Source organism: Zarconia sp. (genome assembly GCF_057467645.1).
Window position 1 is genome coordinate 31,289 of record NZ_JBRJXU010000009.1, and the last position, 19,039, is coordinate 50,327.

Here is a 19,039-nt window from a genome sequence, read left to right on the forward strand (position 1 = left end):
CATAAAAGTTCTTTTTGGAACTCACCGTTGGGATCGCTATTCCATTCTATCCTTGGAATTTTAGCCCGATCCCAAAGAAAATATTAAGTTTTTGACAATCTTTCAATTCTAAAAAGAATCGAAAACTCTTGAATCAAATGGGACTTAGGATGAATAGGTATTTAGACTAAAAGAGCGAAAAATAGATGGGGATCGCGCTGAACGGTAAGTGATAAGCGGTAAAAATCAGAGCGAACAATCTCAGATCGGTTGCTTGAGTTGTCAATCTTGGGGGAGAACGCCGACCTTAGGCTTGAGCGGAGGTGACATTCGAGGCGGTGCTAGAATTCGACGCTTGGTAAAGTCGATCGAAGGTGGCTTTCACATCCGGAGGCACGGAGGTCAAGCGCAAAATAAACTCGGTATCGTTGTTCCCAGATTTTTTCAAGACTTTGGCGTAAAATTCACTACCCGATCGATCTTGTTTGTCCTTCGGTTTGAATCGGAGTTTGAGATTGACTAAAAGGCGAAGACTGCGATCGAAGCTTACCTTAGCCGAGTGCTCGGAAAGTTCGAGCAACGTTCCCTCAAAAGCCGTTTCGCTAATATGTTTGCCTTCGAGAATTCGATATTCCAACGGAATTGTTTCGGGCAACCTCACAAAAGTTTCTGCTTCCTGACTCAAGGTCAAATTGTAATCTCCACTGACACCCGAAACGGAATAAATCGTAATCGGTTCTTTAACCCCCTTGGGAGAAACTTGTTGTTCCCCATTGGTTTGCACGATATCTCGAACCCGATCGAGGGTAGAGCCGGAAATGAGAATTTGCCCCCCGATGGTGTAAGATTCGATCCGATAGGTTAAGTTGACTTGGGAACCCACCACACCATACTTGGTTCGTTTTTGGGAACCGATATTGCCTACCACGACTTCGCCGGTATTAATCCCGATCCCCATTTCCAAATCCGGTAACCCCAACTCGGCCATCTGTTGGTTTACGCCCTTCATCGCCAACTGCATCGCCACGGCACAGGCAACAGCCCGTTCGGGATCGTCTTCTCGCTGGGTGGGGGCACCAAACAGCACCAAAATTCCATCTCCCATAAATTCATCGATGGTGCCTTGGTAGGAGGTAATCGCCTCAGCCATGGCTTCGAGGTAGATATTGAGGATGGACACCACTTTTTGCGGACCTTCCTGAGCCGATAGCCGTTCCGAAAGCGAAGTAAATCCCCTCAAGTCCGAGGTGAGAATCGTAATCGTGCGCAACTCGCCGCCCATCTCCAAACCTTCAGGCGTTTCCAGGAGGTTGGCCACCACTTCATCCGTAAGATAGCGGCTGAAGGCTTGACGAATATTGGCCGCCGTGAGTGCGACATAAATGGTTATCGTCACGGAGGAGAGAACGGCTGCCAAAACGGGGGGAACGACAGGAATCCACCAACCACTCAGAAACAGGAGATAGGCAATTCCTCCCCATCCCACAATAGAAACGACCAGGGGAAGAATTTTCGTAAAGCCCTGAGTGTAGCGCCACTGCCAACTGATAATCGCACCTCCGGTGGCGGCTGCCAAAATCAACAGCCATTCCCAAGATTCGGGCAAGACTTTAACGATCGTGCGTCCATCGAGGGTGGCGCTTAAAATTTGACTGGTGAGGTTGGCGTGAACTTCCACACCGCTCATTTGTTCCGGGGCGGCAATGAGAGTACTGCTGTAAGGAGTATCAAATACGTCGTTGAGGCTGGGGGCCGTCGAACCAATCAGAACGATGCGATCGCGAAATAGCTCGGGATCTACCTTCTTTTCCAATACATCGTTGAGTTCGACGATGGTGAAACTATTCTGGGGGCCGCGATAGTTCATCAAAACTTGATAGCCTTTGGCATCGATGCGAACGTACCCCCCATCGTTCGATTCAACGACCGGAAAAACGGCATCGTCGAATTTGACCCAATCATTATCGGTGAGTTCCGGTTCGATGCCTTGGGCTGATAGATACATCCACGCCAGCCGAAATGCCAAACTATAAACGGTTTCCTTCGTTTGAGGGTCGTTGAGATACAAGAAAGCTCGACGTACTTTGGCATCGGTATCTCGGGGGAGATCGTTGGTCCCAAGCTGTCCGAGTTCTTGCAAAATGGGTGGAGGTGCAACCCGCCCTGCCCCGGTTGCGTCGGAAGTGACTTTGACGATCCCGATGAGATTGGGAGTATTTTGGAAAATCTCAACCAGTTTTTGGTAGCCCGGTTCGATGGGGGGGTCTCGATCGATTAAACTGGGGTCGCTGCGAAAGGTTTCGATGAGAGTGTCGTAGCCGGGAGGAACGGGTAAATCTCGGTAAATATCCAGACCGATGGCGCGGGGTTGCTGGTTGGCAATATTTTCTAGAGCCTGGGCTAAAAGGCGATCGGAGATGGGAAAGCCATAGGTTTGCAAATCCTCTTCGGAAATACCGACGATGATAATGCGATCGTCTGGTTCTTCTTGAGGTCGCAAGCGTACAAACTGGTCGAGGGTACGTAATTCGGGAACTTGCAGCAATCCGGCAAAACGGGCCAGAAGAACTAACCCCGCCATACTCGGTGCCACAAGTAGGACACCACGCCATTGCCAGAGGAACTGTTTGAGTTTCGTCCACATCGGAAGGAATAACCCCGCGTAAGAGAGCGATCGCCAGATCGACTTCAGATAATACAAAGGCGGGTCTTCCCAAATGGTTAAACTTTATTTCGGTTTTTCCATCTCGATCTCAGTCGACCAGAGATGTATCGACGACATCATCGCTCAAGCCGACATCGCTATCTCCGAGCAATGCTTCCCAAGCCGCTTTGAGTTCTGGAGTATCCTCAACTCGCCGCTCTCGGGCTAGAGTATCGATCGCGTCGAACCAAATCCCCGCCTCTGCGTATACTGTAGCTCGATCGGTGGGGGTGCGAGCAATTTCCAATCGATCGCTCAAGTCTGAGGTTTCTCCAATGCGATCGATCCAGCCTTCGAGAGCATTCATCTCAGCACTTCCTGCATCTTGTGGGTTGCAGGTCATTTCGATATACCACTGATAGCTTTTTCCCTCTTTGAGAACTAAATCGGAGGGTAAACTCACACTCATGACGCTACGGCGGTCGGGTAGACTCAAGTCCGTTTGGTAAACCACCTCACCGGTTTCCCCCTCTGCACCGACCTCGGTGAGTTCAAAATAGAGCTGCTCGCGAGCATAATTAGCCGAACCCTTAACGTGGAAAAATAGGGTCGGTCGATCGGTCACCGTCAGACCGAAGTAAGGAAGATAATCGCGATTTTGGGTGGTATCCTTGGGACTGAGAGGTTCGACTTCTCCACACAGACCGTCTCCCCGCGTCGCGCCACCCACGGTCATCTCCGGTACGCCGCGATCGGGAGGGTTAAAGTTGACGGTGCTTGCTCTGGCCGGGGAGGAAAAACTCGCGATCGCCAGCTCTAAAGACAGAGTTAGAGAAACAACCGCTGCTTTGAATAGAGAAGTGGAGCGAGCCATGACAGTTGTGCGTTCTTTGTATGGGATCTATTCAATCATAGGTTTGACACTCCTGAGATTATGCAGCACGATGTGACAACGATCGGTTTGGCTATTTATTTTAGTGCTATATAGATCGAAAGTGACACTATATATAGTGTTTTGTGAATGAAAACCCCAAGAGTTTTTGCGTTTATCCAAATACATATTTTGCGAACTATGTCAACCTACGAGCGCTGTCTCGGCTGCGCTCGATTGTTTTGACCCTTCCAATAAATAAACCCCGGCAAGAGCGCACGATGGGTCATACCGAGGAATTTCGTTGAATCGTCTGGGTTTAGTTCTGGCTGGTTAAAGCTGGCTCTTCGCCAAACACTTCAACGCCTTCGTTACAGCAATTCATGAATGGTGCGTTGGCTAAACCCTCTGCATTGTCTAAATCGATGTCTCTCAACAAGTTTTCCCATTGGGTTTTAAGAGTGTCAGTATCGGCAGCAATTCGCTCTTGTCCCAAAATATTGAGAGCATCGAACCAAATACCGGCTTCGGCATATACTTGGGAACGCGCTTCTGCGGTCTCAGCGCGGACGAGCTGGCTGCTGAGTTCGGGAGAGGCATCGACTCGTTCTAGCCAACCGACTGCTGACAGAACACTTACGTCTGCACCAGGACCGCAAGCGACATCCATATACCAGCGATAGGTTTTACCCGATTCCAAACCCGAGCTAGGGGGCAGCTTAGTACTGATCACCCCGGGAGTCGTAGGGACAAAAAATGTCGTTTCGTAGATGAGTTGACCATCCTTCCCACGACCTTCCGTAACTTGCTCGTACTCGTAAACCTCAAAGGTGATTTCCTGGTGTAAAAATTTCTCCACGTGCAAGAAGAAAGTCGGGCGCTCTGCCACTGTCAATCCAAAATAGGGAGGAAACTCACCGTAATCCTCGCTTGTATCTTTGGGAATTAGAGGCGTAACTCCACACACGTCAGCAGGACTGCGAGTCGCACCTCCAACAGCGGTTTCAGGTGCTCCCCGATCGGGCGGGTTAAACTGGCTGAATTGCCAAGTTTGCGGTATGACTGAGTTAGGGTTGTTTGCCTCAGAGCTAGCTCTTGCCGAGAACGAGAATCCGGCTGCCACTGCCAGTTCCAGAGACAGACCCAGGGAAAGAGCTGCTAATTTAAATATGGGGTTCTTCCAAGCCATGATATGAGTACCACCTTCACAATTTAATGACTGACCTACCTAGGCATGACAGACCGGATATCGTCTAAGTCGAGCGGCTCTAATGCCGAACGCCTCGATCGCGCGAAGATTTTGAGTCTTCCGCTATTATAACCTTCACTCTTGAGTCTGCTTGTTGCCGATCGTCGTCCCCGCCTAGGATTTAGAAGCGTTCTTGCACCCTTACGTGTCGTAACTCTAGAGACGCTCCATCAAGAATTTCGTTTCCCAAGTCTGATAAGATCTAATGGATCGGCACACCCCCTACACGTAGTCTAATGGGGAAATGCCTCAATTTCTAGGAATCTTTCCTCGATTGTTGCAGGCAAAAACTCGGTCTAGAGTGGGGAATAAGCGATATTTCGCGCGCTTTCCAACGATCGCAACATCTTTACTATTGTTTACAAAACTTAACAATTGCAAAGATTGTGGAATGGGCGGTACTGGGATCGAACCAGTGACATCTTGCTTGTAAGGCAAGCGCTCTACCGCTGAGCTAACCGCCCGCATCTCGTGCTGACTACCACTATATCAGAATTTCGACGGACATTTTCACGTGCCTTCAGGTCGAACCCATGACCGCATAACCCTATGGAGTTTACCCCTGGTTGCGAGCTTAACCTTCGCTCGCACTCAGAGCGATCGCCTCACCTTATTAGTTGCGGGTGGGTTTTTATTTGGGGGTTTGATGTTCGGTCCCGATCTCGATATTCGATCGCGGCAATACCAACGTTGGGGATGGCTGCGTTGGATGTGGTTGCCCTATCAAAAAAGTTTGCGCCATCGTTCTCTTTTATCCCACGGACCGATTTTAGGGACGGTGCTGCGGATTGTTTACTTGGGAAGTTGGATCGCGATGGTGGGGATGGTGAGCATTTTGGCGTGGGCACTCCTGCAAGAATTGGGCGGGTGGATCGAGAATTGGCAGGTTTGGGCAGGTCGAATCCTAGAGGGCGTGGGAGCTCAAATGATGCGATCGCTGCGGGGTAACACCGGTGAGTGGTTGGCGTTGGGTTTGGGAATTGAAATTGGCGCGATGAGTCATTCGGCGTGCGACTGGGGAAGTACCCTCTACAAACGTTGGCACAAACGCTGGCAAATCCAAGGTTGGCAAGGCTTCATAGCGACTCAGAAACGTCCAAAAAGGAAAAGAAAGAAGCGCAGACGTTGAAGAATTTTAGATTGTATAGCAGTCGCGACTTCAGTGAGGACAACACGGGACAATTGTGCGATCGACCCGCGCTCTTTCCCCTGTGCACCCTTCACCCCCAAAGCTCCCGTTGCTCACCTTCTCAACCTAATGGCGATAGCGGTTGCTATATAATGCACCCAGTTCCACTGCGACTCCCCCTCAAATCATTCCTGCCCATGACATCCAATCCCGCATCGAGTTCGTCTACCTCGCCTCATCCAGAAACCTTAAGCGCCTTGCAACAACTCATCGAAGTTGTCGCAAAACTCAGATCGCCCGATGGCGGTTGTCCTTGGGATTTGGCACAAACCCCCCAAACTCTTATCCCTTACATTATCGAAGAAGCCTACGAGACGATCGCGGCGATTCGCTCCGAAGAAACCGAAGAGATCGCCGAAGAACTGGGAGATTTGTTACTGCAAGTGGTGTTACAAGCCCAAATTGCCCGAGAACGAGGAGATTTTACCCTGGCGCAAGTGGCGCGCGGCATTAGCGAAAAACTCATCCGGCGACACCCACACGTCTTTGGCGATGTTGAAGCTCAAACCGTTGAGGAGGTGCGTCAAAATTGGGAGCAAATTAAAGCTGCAGAGAAGGGAGAAACGGGACAAAAGCCGAGTTTGTCTGCCAAACTCGAGCGCTATGGGCGGACTTTACCCCCGTTGATGGCGGGGATGAAAATCTCCCAAAAAGCAGCAGGAGCCGGGTTTGAATGGGAAAATATCGATGGGGTTTGGGACAAATTTCGCGAAGAACTCGCAGAATTTCAACAGGCTTTGCAGCACGAGAGCAAACAACGGCAACAGGAAGAATTGGGGGATTTGCTTTTTGTCATCATTAATTTAGCGCGATGGGCCGATCTCGATCCCTCGGAAGCCTTGCAGGGCAGCAACCAGCGCTTCGTGGAGCGTTTTTCCTGGCTCGAGTCGGCTTGCGATCGCCCCATTTCGGAATGCACTCTAGAGGAGTTTGAAGCACTGTGGCAACAAGCCAAAGCTCATTTAAAAGCGAGTATGAAAGCCGGTGAGAAAGCCAGTTCCGTCCGAGTCTCTGAGACTTCAGATTAAAGCTTCAGATTAACCATTGACCTCCCCAGAAAGATGGCAATTCGCCCCATTTTGGTGGCATTTTGAGGGGAAGATCCCAGGACGAGGTTTCCTCGTTGCCCGAAATCTCATCGCTATCGATTGTATCGCCTTCATCGCGCTTGTTTGGGGAAGATCCCGCACTGGCGAGGCTGCGAACGATATCCAATAAATCCCCACTTCGATCGCGGGTCGTCATGTTTTGCGTCGAATCTCGTCGATCGCCACTTTGTCGCTGGTGCTGGTAAGCTTGTTTGAAGCATTGTTCGACCCGCTCCGGGTTGCACGGATCGCAAACTCGCACCCTGACGACGATCGCTCCTCCCGGTCGGGTTTCGATTGCGCCAATGCTGAAGTCATTGTTGGGTATCGATCGACACAACTGCTCGAAACCCACCAAAAATGCCCTCCAGTCAATGCCTTCGGGAAATGCAAAGTCGATCGCCTCGGGGGTGCTTTGGAAAAGTTTGGCAAATTCCCCCGGTGTGAAGTTGCGATCGGTTTCGTGAGGACAGCGCTCGTCAACGTAGATTTTGCACGTCAGTTTATCTCGATATTCTCGCAGATAGATATAGTCGCAAATGGCATCGCTCAGTCGAGTGGTGCGATCGATATTCCAACTAACCAGATGCATTCCCGTCAGCGTTGCCCCCCCAAAATTAGTGCCGCTGCCTCGGACTTCTACCAGTTCGGCGTTAGTGAGTCGAGCCTCTCCGAGATTGGCCCCACACAGATTCGTCCGGATGAGTCGAGCGCGATGGAGATTCGTTCGACCGAGTTCTGCATCGCTCAAATCGGTATCACTCAATTGTGCCTCAGCTAAATCCGCTTGAAATAGCTGAGCTACCCACAGTTGAGTTCGACGAAGGTTGGCTTGCCGGAGATTGGCTTTGTTGAGGAAAGCACCGCTGAGGTTCGCCGCACCTAGATTCGCCGCACTCAGGTTCGCCGCACCCAAATCGACACCGAAAAGATTGGCATGACTGAGATTGGCTTGGTGGAAGTTGCCTCGGCTCAGATCGGCTCCCACCAAGTTAATTCCCCGCAAATCGGCACCACTGAGATCTGGGATGATGCCATAATTGTTTTCTCGCCACTCATTCCACAAGTCAACGCCTTGTCTGAGTAATGCCAAGTGTTTGGGATCGGCCACCGCACTCTTTCTCCTCGCTCTAGGTCTATATCTCTTTACACAAAGCCGGAGCCAGAATCAGCCATCGACCGGTGATAATTTAGGGGCGATCGCACTCTACGATCTCTGGTGACGGGGGATTTGGGTGTCGGGTTGCCACATCATCGGGGATAATTCTGGGCGGTGTTGGCACGATCGTTTTCCAGCTCGATCGGTCGTTACAACTTATCCAAAAAACTTGAAGATGGGTTAGAGCCAATTATTTTAGAATAGGTGAAATAGAAATTAGTTTGAGGTTTCAATCAATTTAAATCGGCTTCATCATACTTCTTACAAAATCAAACAAACTCAATTCTTATGACGTCAAATAAAATGAATTCGAGCGAGCGAGATAACTCATTTAATCCGCGCAGTCTGATTTTTCCGATCGCCGTTGCCCTGGTCATTCTTTTTAGCCTCGCCCCGATTCTCTGGCAATTCCTCACATCCATTAAAACCAACGAGGCGATCGTTGCCCTACCTAACGTTTATATTCCCGCTCCCGGCCAACTCACCCTCAGCCACTATACCGAACTCTTCGAGCGTCGTCCGTTTTTCAGCTATATGTTGAATAGCGCTTTTGTATCTCTAACTTCCACAATTTTATGTTTGACGCTGGGTTCTCCAGCCGCCTATGCCTTAGCGCGATTGCGACTCAAGGGAGAAAATCTGATTCTTGCCGCCGTATTGGTGATTACCTTATTTCCTTATATTCTCCTCTTTCTCGGACTGCTAGAACTTGTCAAAGCCGCTGGATTAGGGAATAACTTTTTAGCGTTAATTATCCCCTATACTGCGATTAACCTTCCCCTCACAATTCTCGTCATGCGGAGCTTTTTTCAGCAGCTTCCCAGAGATTTGGAAGATTCAGCACGGGTCGATGGGTATAACACCGTTCAGATGTTACAACAAATCGTGCTTCCCATGACTCTTCCCGCATTGGTAACGACGGGAATTCTCACCTTCATTTTTGCGTGGAATGAGTTTATCTTCGCCCTGACTTTTATTACGTTAGAAGACTTAAAAACGATTCCCGTTGCCGCAGCACAAATTGGCGGTTCTTCAGTCTTTGAAATTCCCTACGGAACGATTGCAGCCGCGACAGTTTTAGGAACATTTCCCCTGGTTTTATTGGTGCTATTTTTTCAAAAGAAAATTGTTCAAGGTTTAACGGCTGGTGCAGTGAAAGGGTGACATTGCACAAAAAGCAAGTTGATATAGACTGTTTGTATAGCTAAGCGCATTGCAGTTAGGACACCAAAGATTCAGGTTTAGTCTTCGTGAATCGGGTCCGGGTCAACGGCCGTTGACCCCTACAGTATTAATTTGTAGGGTGGGCAGTTCAATCACTTGTATAATAGTGCAACCTCCGCACAAAAAACTGCCCACCAATACCAAGAGTTTATTCATTGATAAAAATGCTATAAATTCCAACTTCGGTGCAAATTACAGTCTAAAACTCTCGATTCTGCATCGCAATTGACTGGAATATTCAAATTCGTTGTTTCTCAAATGATTTCAATCTAAGACCGCGAAAAAAATTGCACCGAAGCGGAAATTCCGAATTCCGCATTCCGCATTCAAAATTACGGTGCTTGCCAGATGCGATCGTGGTATTTCACCGGATCGGCGTAGGGATCGACGGGGGTATGGTGGTGATGGTGTCCGTCGTGATGGTGATGGTGGTGATGGCCGTGACTGTGACCTTCGGCTTTAAATGCCTGACGGAACTTGCACATTTCGCAGTTCATTTGCACCTGTCCGAGTTGGGTTTCAATTTCCCGATCGCGCACCACTTCTAGCAGTTGGGGAACGATGCCGATTTCCGGCAGACAAGTCATCTCAATCTCGGGGAATTGCGCCTGCTGTTCGTCGGTGATGCGGAAAATCTTCTTCACCAACACCCCCGTAAACAGGAAATAGGGCAAAACAATAATCCGTTTCGGTTCGTAAAAGCGAGCGCGGCGGAACCCTTCTTCCAGGCGGGGGTGGGTAATGCCGATGAAGCAGGTTTCTACGGTTTTGTAGCCGCTACCTTCCCACAGCATCCGCGCCATTTTGAACACGTCGCCGTTGGCATCGGGATCGCTCGAACCCCGACCCACAAATAAGAGTACCGTGTCAGATCGATCGATGTGTTGGGGGTTGGCTTCGGGTTTGTCAAATTCGGCGAGGCGCTGCCGCCACAAATCCAGCAAGTGGGGGGTGATGCCGAAATGGCGGCCGTAATGGAATTTGAGTTGGGGATGACGCTGCCGGGCCAAATCGAGTTCGTTGGTGACGTCGAATTTATTGTGCCGCGCCGCAAACAGTAGGATGGGAAGGGCTGAAAATTCCGTATACCCCTGTTCCACACAGCGATCGATTCCTTCTTGAATCGTGGGTTCGGTGAGTTCGAGGAAGCATGGAACCACCGGACGAGACCGATCGAGATTTTGATAGGCTTCGACAAAATCCATAAACGTCTGCCGTCCGTCGCGATCTCGAGTACCGTGGCCGATGGCGAGAAGAGGACGTTGGATCGGGAGTGGCGGGAGTACGAGTGTGGCGTCGGAAGCTTGAGTTGAAGGTCGTGCAGTTTGAACTTGCATAGATGTTCTCTTCCCGTGCGAGGCAGGAAGTCAAAAGGAACGATATTGCTATTGCGAGTATTCTGGCTCCGAGGATTTTGGAGTTTTGACCTCGATCGCAGCTGCCGCACAGCCGGAGGCTTCACACCGGAGTTTCCCCGCAATGCAACAGCTATCTTATCCGCAGAATCCCCTTCAGGGCGCTCGGGAGACATTAAACGTAACACGGGTTTGGAATATGGAGTTCGGAATTGGGAGAAACTCGCAGTAGTTTAGCTCCCCCTGCTTCCCCTGCTTTCCCGGCCTCCCCTGCCTCCCGTCTCCCCGATCGCCACTGGGTAGATTATCCTATGTCTATACATGAATTTTGGTGTGTGTAGAGTGAAGAATATTCCCCCCATTGACTTGGCACGGCAGTACCAGTCTGTTGGCGTGGCGATCGAATCAGCGGTGCAGTCGGTGCTATCTTCCGGTCGTTATATCGGCGGTTCTGCCGTCTCGGATTTTGAGGGTCAGTTTGCCCAGTTCGTGGGTGTCGGCGAGTGCGTCTCTTGCAACTCCGGTACCGATGCCTTATTTCTGGCCCTGAGAGCGCTCGATATCGGTCCTGGCGATGAAGTCATTACCACCCCCTTTACCTTCTTTGCCACGGCAGAAGTCATTAGTGCGGTGGGTGCGACTCCCGTATTCGTGGATATTGAAGCAGATACCTTTAACTTCAACGTCGAGCATCTCGAAGCCGCAATTACTCCTCGGACAAAGGCAATTCTCCCCGTCCACTTATTCGGTCAACCGGTAAATATGACGCGGGTGATGGAAATTGCTCGATCGCGCAATTTAGCCGTTATTGAAGATTGCGCTCAAGCCACTGGCGCAAGATGGAACGATCGACCCGTGGGTAGTATCGGACAGGTGGGTTGTTTCAGCTTCTTCCCCACCAAAAATTTGGGGGCGTTCGGCGATGGCGGTGCGGTGACGACGAACGATCGAGCGCTGGCCGAGAAAATGCGCGTTCTGAAAAACCACGGAGCCACTCAACGCTACTATCATGAGGCGATCGGTGTCAACAGCCGCCTCGATGCCCTACAAGCAGTTATTTTGCTCGAAAAGTTGCCCTATCTCGATAAGTGGAACCAGGCGCGGCAAATGGTTGCCGAGCGATACCAAGACTTGCTCGGGGAAGTTGCCGATATACTGTTACCCCAGGAACTCGATGGCGGGTGCAGCGTCTGGAACCAGTATACGATTCGGGTCGTACGAGATCGCGATCGACTCCGAGATCGACTCTCGAAACATGGCATCGGTACGGGTCTCTACTATCCCGTCCCCCTGCACCTGCAACCGGTCTATGGCGACTTAGGCTACTCCCCCGGACAGCTTCCCGTCGTCGAACGCATTTGCCAAGAAGTTCTCTCCCTGCCCATGTTCCCAGAACTTACCCTAGAAGAACAACAGTACGTTGCGGCTTGCATCGCCCAAACCCTTTCTGTGTAAGGGAAAAAGATTGCAAGGGCATTTTGTCGATGCCGGCGAAATGGGGAAGTTGAGGCTGCTGAAAAGGGGTTAGTTTTCTTACCTCAGTTTGGGTGAACTCGCAGGTGGTAATGCCGACTCTAAGGTCATTACTATTGCCGGGGATGTGGGTCGCGTGAAAGCGATGTGGGTTGAGGCAATCGATCTTCGATCTAGCGACTTGGAACCAACTTCCCTACACCCCACACCCTACCCTCGCCGGTAACTGTCCGATCCCGAAATGACGTTAACGATCGCTGACAACTGCCGTCGGGTTAGGTTTACATTTTGCAAAAATGTTGAGGGAAATCGGGTATTCTGGAAGACAGTTTGCCTGGAAATCGATGGCGATCGAACTCAACAGCTCTCCGATCGAATTTCAAATTCTCGAATGGAATTGAAATCACCCAGACATGAAAGACTTGGGAGACGGAGCGATCGCCCAAATCTAAAATTTTCCCGAAATCCTTCCTCTGTCTTTCTGTAGTTTTGTATACTTTCATTAAGAGAAAGTCATACTACCCCAGAAACTTAGTAGGGTATATCTATAAAAAAAGAAGAGCGCATTAAACGGCTCGATAGTCAAGAAATTACATTTATCAACACGAAACAGAGGCAAACGTCAGCGTGAATTCAGATTTCTTCGCTCAACTCAGATACTACGATGCCGATGCCATCGCCCGTTACTATCGGCGTCGTCCCTGGAAAGTAATCTGGCGAGCGGTGACCGTTTTTTGGGTAGCGGCAAGTTTTGTGTTGGGTTGGTTGGGGGACGAACTGTTCGATCGCGCCGGACGCAACTCATCGAAGCGGGCCGAACAACTGCGGGATGTCCTCACCCATCTCGGACCGACATTTATTAAAGTTGGGCAAGCCCTCTCCACCCGCCCGGACCTAATCCGTCAGGATTTTCTCGACGAGTTGATTAAGCTACAAGATCGACTGCCCGCTTTCGATAACGACTTAGCCCGATACACCATCGAAAAAGAGTTAGGGCGATCGCTCGACGAACTCTACAGCGAAATTTCTCCAACACCCCTAGCTGCGGCAAGTCTGGCTCAAGTATACCGCGCCCGACTCCACAGTGGGGAGGATGTCGCCGTTAAAGTACAGCGACCTAACCTCAAACCCACCCTCACCCTCGATTTATACCTGATTCGCTGGGGGGCAAAGAATTTTGGTCGCTTCCTGCCCCTGAATTTAGGTCACGATCTAGAGTTAATTGTCGATGAGTTCGGCATCAAACTCTTTGAAGAAATCGACTACCTCAACGAAGGGCGCAACGCCGAGAAATTTGCTGCTAACTTCAGCGATAACCCTCGCGTCAAGGTTCCCGCTATTTACTGGCGCTATTCGAGTATGCGGGTGTTAACCCTCGAATGGATCGAAGGACACAAGCTGACGGGGAACCTCGATTGGGACAAGGTGGGTGTCGATCCCAATGCCGTCATCGAAGTGGGGGTTACCAGCGGGTTGCAACAACTCCTCGAACATGGCTTTTTCCACGCCGACCCCCATCCGGGGAATTTGTTTGCCACTGGGGAGGGGCAAATGGCGTACATCGACTTCGGGATGATGGATCAGCTCGAAGAGTCGATGAAAGAAAATCTAGTGGATGCTTTAGTTCACCTGATTAATCGAGATTACCAGGATTTAGCCGCCGATTTCGTCAAACTGGGATTCCTCACCCCCGACACCGATATCATGCCCATCGTTCCCGCCTTGGAAGAGGTGTTGGGGGATATGATGGGGCAAAGCGTGCGGGACTTCAACTTCAAAACTGTGACCGATCGCTTTTCGGAGTTGATGTACGAGTATCCCTTCCGCGTGCCGGCGAAGTTCGCCCTGATTATTCGATCGGTGGTGACGCAAGAAGGTCTGGCCCTGAGTCTCAATCCCGACTTCAAAATCGTCGATATCGGCTATCCTTACATCGCCCGACGGTTGCTGACGGGAGAATCCCCCCAACTGCGCCGCCGACTGCTGGATGTCTTGTTCAAAGATGGGAAATTCCAGTGGGAACGGTTGGAGAACTTAATTTCAATCGCCCGATCGGATAATAACTTCGATTTGCTCCCTACTGCCCAATTAGGCATTCAATATCTCTTTTCCGAAGAAGGTCAGTATTTGCGCCGCCAATTGCTGTTAGCCCTCACGGAAGACGATCGCCTTCACGGGGCAGAAGTGCGGCGATTGTGGGAATTAGTCAAAGATGAGGTACAACCCGATCGCCTCTGGAACGTTGCTATCGATGCGATCGCCGAATTCTCAGCCCAACGTGCTGCTTCTTTCTTACCGTCCGTGGCTGCTTTGAATAGCTTCGAGCAGAAGTAGGGGAGGGGGAGACAAGGAGGACAAGGGGACAAGGGGACAAGGGGACAAGGGAGATTAATTTTCCCGACACCCGACACCCCACCCCCCGAAACTGTATCAACCTGCGCCTGACGTTACATCAATCGTGAAAGAACGGCTTCACGCTCATTTAAGACAACTTGTTCGCGAACGCGATCCCTACCTGGCTTCTGGGGGTCATTTCTTTGTTCGGGAATACGTGCGCGACGCTTTAGCCAAATGGGGGAGTGTCTCCACCCACGAGTTTGAAGTGCGGGGTAAGGTTCATCAAAACCTAATTTTGGATTTACCAGCAACCCGCGATACCGGTAAACCGCCAATTTTGGTGGGAGCGCATTATGATGGGGTTCCCGGAACGCCGGGGGCAGACGACAACGCCACGGGGGTTGCCGTTTTGCTGGAGATGGCACGGGCATTTGCAACGGAGGCAATCTCCTATCCCGTTCGGTTGGTGGCGTTCGATCTTGAAGAATACGGCTTGCTGGGGAGTACTGCCTACGCCCAAACCTTAGTTGAAGAAAAGCAACCGTTGCGGCTGATGTTATCTCTAGAGATGCTGGGGTATTGCGATCGCCGCCCCAACTCCCAAAACTATCCCCCCGGTTTGAAGTATTTTTATCCCGATCGGGGAGATTATATTATCTTCATCGGTAACCCATCATCCTTGGGAGATTTGCTGCGGCTGCGCAAACGAATGCGTCGGGAGGGAACCCCTTGCGAGATTTTACCCGTTCCCAACGCCGGAAAATGGGTTCCCGACACGCGACGCAGCGACCACGCGCCGTTTTGGGATCGGGGATATCGGGGGATGATGCTCACGGATACGTCATTTCTGCGCAATCCCCACTACCATCAAAAAAGCGATCGCCTCGAAACCCTAGATTTAGATTTTCTCACGGGGGTGTGTCGGGGGGCGATCGCTGGATTGCGACATCTTTCGTAATAACGCGGTGTGCGCTCTTTTTGCACTCGAAAGGGTGGTGAGCGAGTAGACTTATCCCCCCTTTTCCTCCAGATTTCTAATCTGTTTAGTCATCTGTCAGCGACGATCGCGATTCATCACCCATTCTTGCAAGGTATCGACACTGAGACGATCGCCTGGTGGTGTCGATGTGCGAACGGCAACGACATCGTGATAGGCGCACTGGGTATCCCGCGCGCGATGCAAGTAAGTCTGCAACCACTCATCCCCAATGCCAAACAGAACGAAACCATGGCGAGTGAGGGCTTCGAACAGTTGCGATCGCTCTTGAAGGTACTTGTTTTCAAACACTAAAAACCGCAGTTGGTCTTGTTGCATCAGCCACGGCAATAAATGGGGTTCGGCTCCTTCCACGTCAATTTTCGCCCCAAAGGGTCGCTCCCCAATCAATGGAGGGAGGTAGGTAGCCAGATTTTTCACCTGTAGCAGCACCTTCGCTTCTGCATCCTCTTCATTTAAAATAAAGCTAGCCTTCCCTGAATGCTCCCGAGACAAGCACATTTCGATGGTATCGTCGCGATCCATTAAACCGATGGGGTGCAACTGAACCCGATGGCTGTCACAGCCTTCCATCGCCCCTTTAATCCGCTCGCACAAGTCTGGCTGCGGCTCGAAAAGATGGACGCTTCCTTCATCCCCCACGGCCTCGCGACAGAGCAATCCGACCGAGCCGTGATTGGCTCCAATATCGAGAAATGTGTCCCCCGGTTGCAACAGAGCGCGGCAAATCTTGACAATTTTTGGATCGATCGTCCCAAATAGATACAGCATCCGACCGTTATAGTCACGCAGATCGACTTCGATCGAAATGCCCGTATCTAACCGAGCGATACATTGAGTACGATCGGTGGGTAACAAATTTTGAACCAGAGAATGATTGGTAATTCGATATAAACCTTTTTCGATCGGCAGCCGTCGCGTTAGGCTTTGAATGGCTCTTAACCCGAAATTTGCCGGTGAAACTGGCGAGAATTGCAAGGTATTCTGCATGACGTTTAATGAGATTTTTTATGCTTGCAAGAAAATGCAACCCGAATTTTTCTTGGGAAAATTAATCCTCTTGAGTTTTATTCAAATAAGTCAAACGATGAGAAACTGCCTTAACTCAAAAACAAGCTTCACGTCTCATCATTAGAGCCAACCGATTGTGAATCTATCTCTATTTCATTGTATGGCTCGTAAATCCAGATTGAGTTCAGTATTTTTGCTCGATCTTTTCTAAAATATTTATTTTTTATATGTAGATTTACGGAGATTTTTCGAAACTCTATATCGTTGAAATTACCGGCAATTTTTAGTGTTGACAACTCTCACTCTGAAATCGCGAAGTATTTTCTAAAAATCCAATATTCTAGTTCATTTCAACGGATTAATATGTGACCCAGCATCAGAGAAATTCAACTGCTTCATTAGGGTAATGCGGGATTGAGGTGTTTTGAGTATCGCGAGTGAGAGTATCGCCATCTAGGGTTGCGATCGCTCATGGAAGTTGCTTCGTTGGCATCAGAATTATTGAATTCATCGAGCGAAATCGAAATTCAATGATTTTCCACCTCACCGGATTTCCGGTCTCTCAATTCGATCCAATTTCGAGTCCCGAAGCTCTCGCACGAATCCGCAGCAATTCGAGCTGAACTTTTGAGAGCTTTATCAAATTTTTGCCGCAAAATATAATGACAAAATGCACCGTGAAAAATATCTCCCGCACCTAGAGTATCGACCGCTTTAATTTGAGGAACATTAACTTTCAATTCTTGACCTTGAGTCCAGGCTTTAATTGGGTTTTCTCCATCGGTAATTGCGATGTGAGGAATGCCTATATTTTGTAAATAAGTAAAAATGTATTCCCGTTTTTGGCGATGATTTAAATTAGAGCTTTTCGAGCAGTTCGGTGGCAAAAAGTTTGCCGAACAAATGGCATAGTCCGCCCAACGTAAAACTCGCTCGAACCCCGGTTTCCAACTACCCCCATCGATAACTACCGGAATCCCCTGCTTTTTGGCTTGTTGGGCGATCGCCTCGCTGACTTCCATTTGATGCCCGTCGATGAGAATGACATCAATCCGCTCAAGTATATCGGTTTGAGTATTTTGAGAAGGGTTTGACAAGAGCAAATCGCCAGAATGTTGCGGGGTGGCAATCTTCGTTGAAATCACCGCTCGCTCTCCCGTCGATGCCGTCACCACGATCGAGGCAACCGTTGGCGGATCGGGGCGATCGGGTTGCAAATCGACAATGTCTACCCCACAATTTGCCAAATCCGATCGAATCAATTCCGCAATCGGATGGCATCCCAACACCCCCATCGCCGTTCCTCGATTTCCCAAAGCAGAAAATGCCACCGCTGCGTTGGTGGCGGGACCGCCGGCTGCTATAGTGCGATCGGAGGCGACAACTTTTTGGTTGGCACTGGGAAACTGCCCGACGAGATAAACAAAATCCAGGGTAATCGATCCCACAAATAAACCCGTTTTCATCATGCAAGAGAACGCTGCTGGTTCGTTATACATCGTCGGCACCCCCATCGGCAATCTGGAAGATATCACCTTTCGGGCAGTGCGGGTGTTGGGAGAGGTGGATGCGATCGCCGCTGAAGATACCCGCCACACGGGCAAACTCCTCAAACACTTCCAAATCGCCACGCCGCAAATCGCCTATCACGAACACAACCGACAGCAGCGAATTCCCCAATTGGTCGATCGGTTATTAGCCGGAGAAGGCATCGCCCTGGTGACGGATGCGGGAATGCCGGGGATTTCCGATCCGGGTTACGAACTCGTTAAAGCCTGTGCCGAAGCGGGGGTGGCGACGATTCCTATTCCCGGTGCGAGTGCGTGTATTACTGCCTTGAGTGCGTCGGGGATTGCCACCGATCGCTTTTTCTTCGAGGGCTTTTTGCCCACCAAAAACAAAACCCGCTCCGCACGGCTCGAAATTCTCAAATCCCAAACTTGCACCCTAATTTTATACGAAGCTCCCCACCGTTTGCGCCAGACCCTAGAAGATTTAGGGAAAACCCTGGGAGGAGATCGCCATCTTGCCATCGGACGGGAGTTAACCAAACTTCACGAAGAATTTTGGCGGGGCAGTATCGCTGAGGCGATCGCCTACTATACCGATAAAACGCCCCAAGGAGAGTTTACCCTGGTGGTGGCTGGGGCAACGCCGACTTTACCCACCTTATCGGAAACAGCGATCGTTGAAGAGTTGAAAGCCCTGATGGAACAAGGAATTTCCCGATCGCAAGCTAGCCGCCAACTCGCCCACCGTACTGCCCATTCCCGTCGGGAACTCTACGAAATTGCCTTGGCGATCGAGTTTGAATTGAAATGATGATGTGTCCCTCACTTTTGGCTTCCGGAAAGACAAGATCGTACTGAATATAGTATCGTGTAAATAGTTGACTAGCTTGACGAGTTTAACTGTTTGAATAACTGCAAATGGATATTACACAGCTAGGTAATCTAGTCTGTC

14 protein-coding genes and 1 tRNA gene are annotated in these 19,039 nt (G+C 50.2%); 7 read left to right on the forward strand and 8 right to left on the reverse strand.

The genetic code is table 11. From position 1 onward, the window contains the following. Positions 1-286: 286 nt before the first annotated feature. The 4 genes from AC2215_RS01615 to AC2215_RS01630 form a co-directional block, all read right to left on the reverse strand. Complete coding sequence (locus AC2215_RS01615; RefSeq protein WP_486808203.1) at positions 287-2,680, reverse strand: CHASE2 domain-containing protein; 2,394 nt, start codon at positions 2,678-2,680, stop codon at positions 287-289. A gap of 52 nt (positions 2,681-2,732) precedes the next feature. After that, on the reverse strand, positions 2,733-3,497 hold the full coding sequence (locus tag AC2215_RS01620) for a DUF928 domain-containing protein (RefSeq protein WP_486808204.1): 765 nt from the start codon (positions 3,495-3,497) through the stop codon (positions 2,733-2,735). 316 nt (positions 3,498-3,813) lie between these two features. Beyond that, entirely contained in the window at positions 3,814-4,683 is an 870-nt protein-coding gene (locus tag AC2215_RS01625) for a DUF928 domain-containing protein (protein WP_486808205.1), read from the reverse strand. A 452-nt stretch (positions 4,684-5,135) separates the two neighbouring features. Then, positions 5,136-5,207 (reverse strand) — tRNA-Val (locus AC2215_RS01630). 50 nt (positions 5,208-5,257) lie between these two features. On the opposite strand from AC2215_RS01630, the gene AC2215_RS01635 reads away from it, so the two are divergent. Continuing rightward, the gene (locus tag AC2215_RS01635; RefSeq protein ID WP_486808206.1) at positions 5,258-5,872 is read left to right on the forward strand and encodes a metal-binding protein; all 615 of its coding nucleotides are present in this window, start codon (positions 5,258-5,260) and stop codon (positions 5,870-5,872) included. Positions 5,873-6,069: 197 nt separating this feature from the next. Continuing rightward, a complete protein-coding gene (mazG, locus tag AC2215_RS01640; protein WP_486808207.1) occupies positions 6,070-6,960 on the forward strand; it encodes a nucleoside triphosphate pyrophosphohydrolase in 891 nt (296 codons plus the stop codon). 4 nt (positions 6,961-6,964) lie between these two features. Here the strand turns inward: mazG and AC2215_RS01645 are convergent, their stop codons facing one another. Then, positions 6,965-8,131: a pentapeptide repeat-containing protein gene (locus AC2215_RS01645; protein ID WP_486808208.1), complete on the reverse strand. Its 1,167-nt coding sequence runs from the start codon at positions 8,129-8,131 to the stop codon at positions 6,965-6,967. 351 nt (positions 8,132-8,482) lie between these two features. Here AC2215_RS01645 and AC2215_RS01650 point away from each other — a divergent pair, with 351 nt between their 5' ends. Beyond that, positions 8,483-9,343, forward strand: a complete 861-nt coding sequence (locus AC2215_RS01650; RefSeq protein WP_486808250.1) for a carbohydrate ABC transporter permease — start codon at positions 8,483-8,485, stop codon at positions 9,341-9,343. Positions 9,344-9,735: 392 nt separating this feature from the next. Here AC2215_RS01650 and AC2215_RS01655 read toward each other — a convergent pair whose 3' ends face one another. Further along, complete coding sequence (locus tag AC2215_RS01655; protein ID WP_486808209.1) at positions 9,736-10,740, reverse strand: sirohydrochlorin chelatase; 1,005 nt, start codon at positions 10,738-10,740, stop codon at positions 9,736-9,738. A gap of 360 nt (positions 10,741-11,100) precedes the next feature. On the opposite strand from AC2215_RS01655, the gene AC2215_RS01660 reads away from it, so the two are divergent. From AC2215_RS01660 to AC2215_RS01670, 3 genes are all read left to right on the forward strand, one after another. Next, a complete protein-coding gene (locus AC2215_RS01660) occupies positions 11,101-12,213 on the forward strand; it encodes a DegT/DnrJ/EryC1/StrS family aminotransferase (protein ID WP_486808210.1) in 1,113 nt (370 codons plus the stop codon). Positions 12,214-12,858: 645 nt separating this feature from the next. Then, on the forward strand, positions 12,859-14,565 hold the full coding sequence (locus AC2215_RS01665; protein WP_486808211.1) for an ABC1 kinase family protein: 1,707 nt from the start codon (positions 12,859-12,861) through the stop codon (positions 14,563-14,565). A gap of 124 nt (positions 14,566-14,689) precedes the next feature. Next, on the forward strand, positions 14,690-15,526 hold the full coding sequence (locus tag AC2215_RS01670) for a M28 family peptidase (RefSeq protein ID WP_486808212.1): 837 nt from the start codon (positions 14,690-14,692) through the stop codon (positions 15,524-15,526). 96 nt (positions 15,527-15,622) lie between these two features. Here AC2215_RS01670 and AC2215_RS01675 read toward each other — a convergent pair whose 3' ends face one another. Then, positions 15,623-16,555, reverse strand: a complete 933-nt coding sequence (locus AC2215_RS01675; RefSeq protein ID WP_486808213.1) for an FkbM family methyltransferase — start codon at positions 16,553-16,555, stop codon at positions 15,623-15,625. 548 nt (positions 16,556-17,103) lie between these two features. Further along, on the reverse strand, positions 17,104-18,075 hold the full coding sequence (locus AC2215_RS01680) for a sugar kinase (protein WP_486808214.1): 972 nt from the start codon (positions 18,073-18,075) through the stop codon (positions 17,104-17,106). Here AC2215_RS01680 and rsmI point away from each other — a divergent pair. Further along, the gene (gene rsmI / locus AC2215_RS01685) at positions 18,044-18,898 is read left to right on the forward strand and encodes a 16S rRNA (cytidine(1402)-2'-O)-methyltransferase (protein ID WP_486808215.1); all 855 of its coding nucleotides are present in this window, start codon (positions 18,044-18,046) and stop codon (positions 18,896-18,898) included. The two genes, AC2215_RS01680 and rsmI, sit on opposite strands and share 32 nt — an antisense overlap. Positions 18,899-19,039 lie beyond the last annotated feature (141 nt).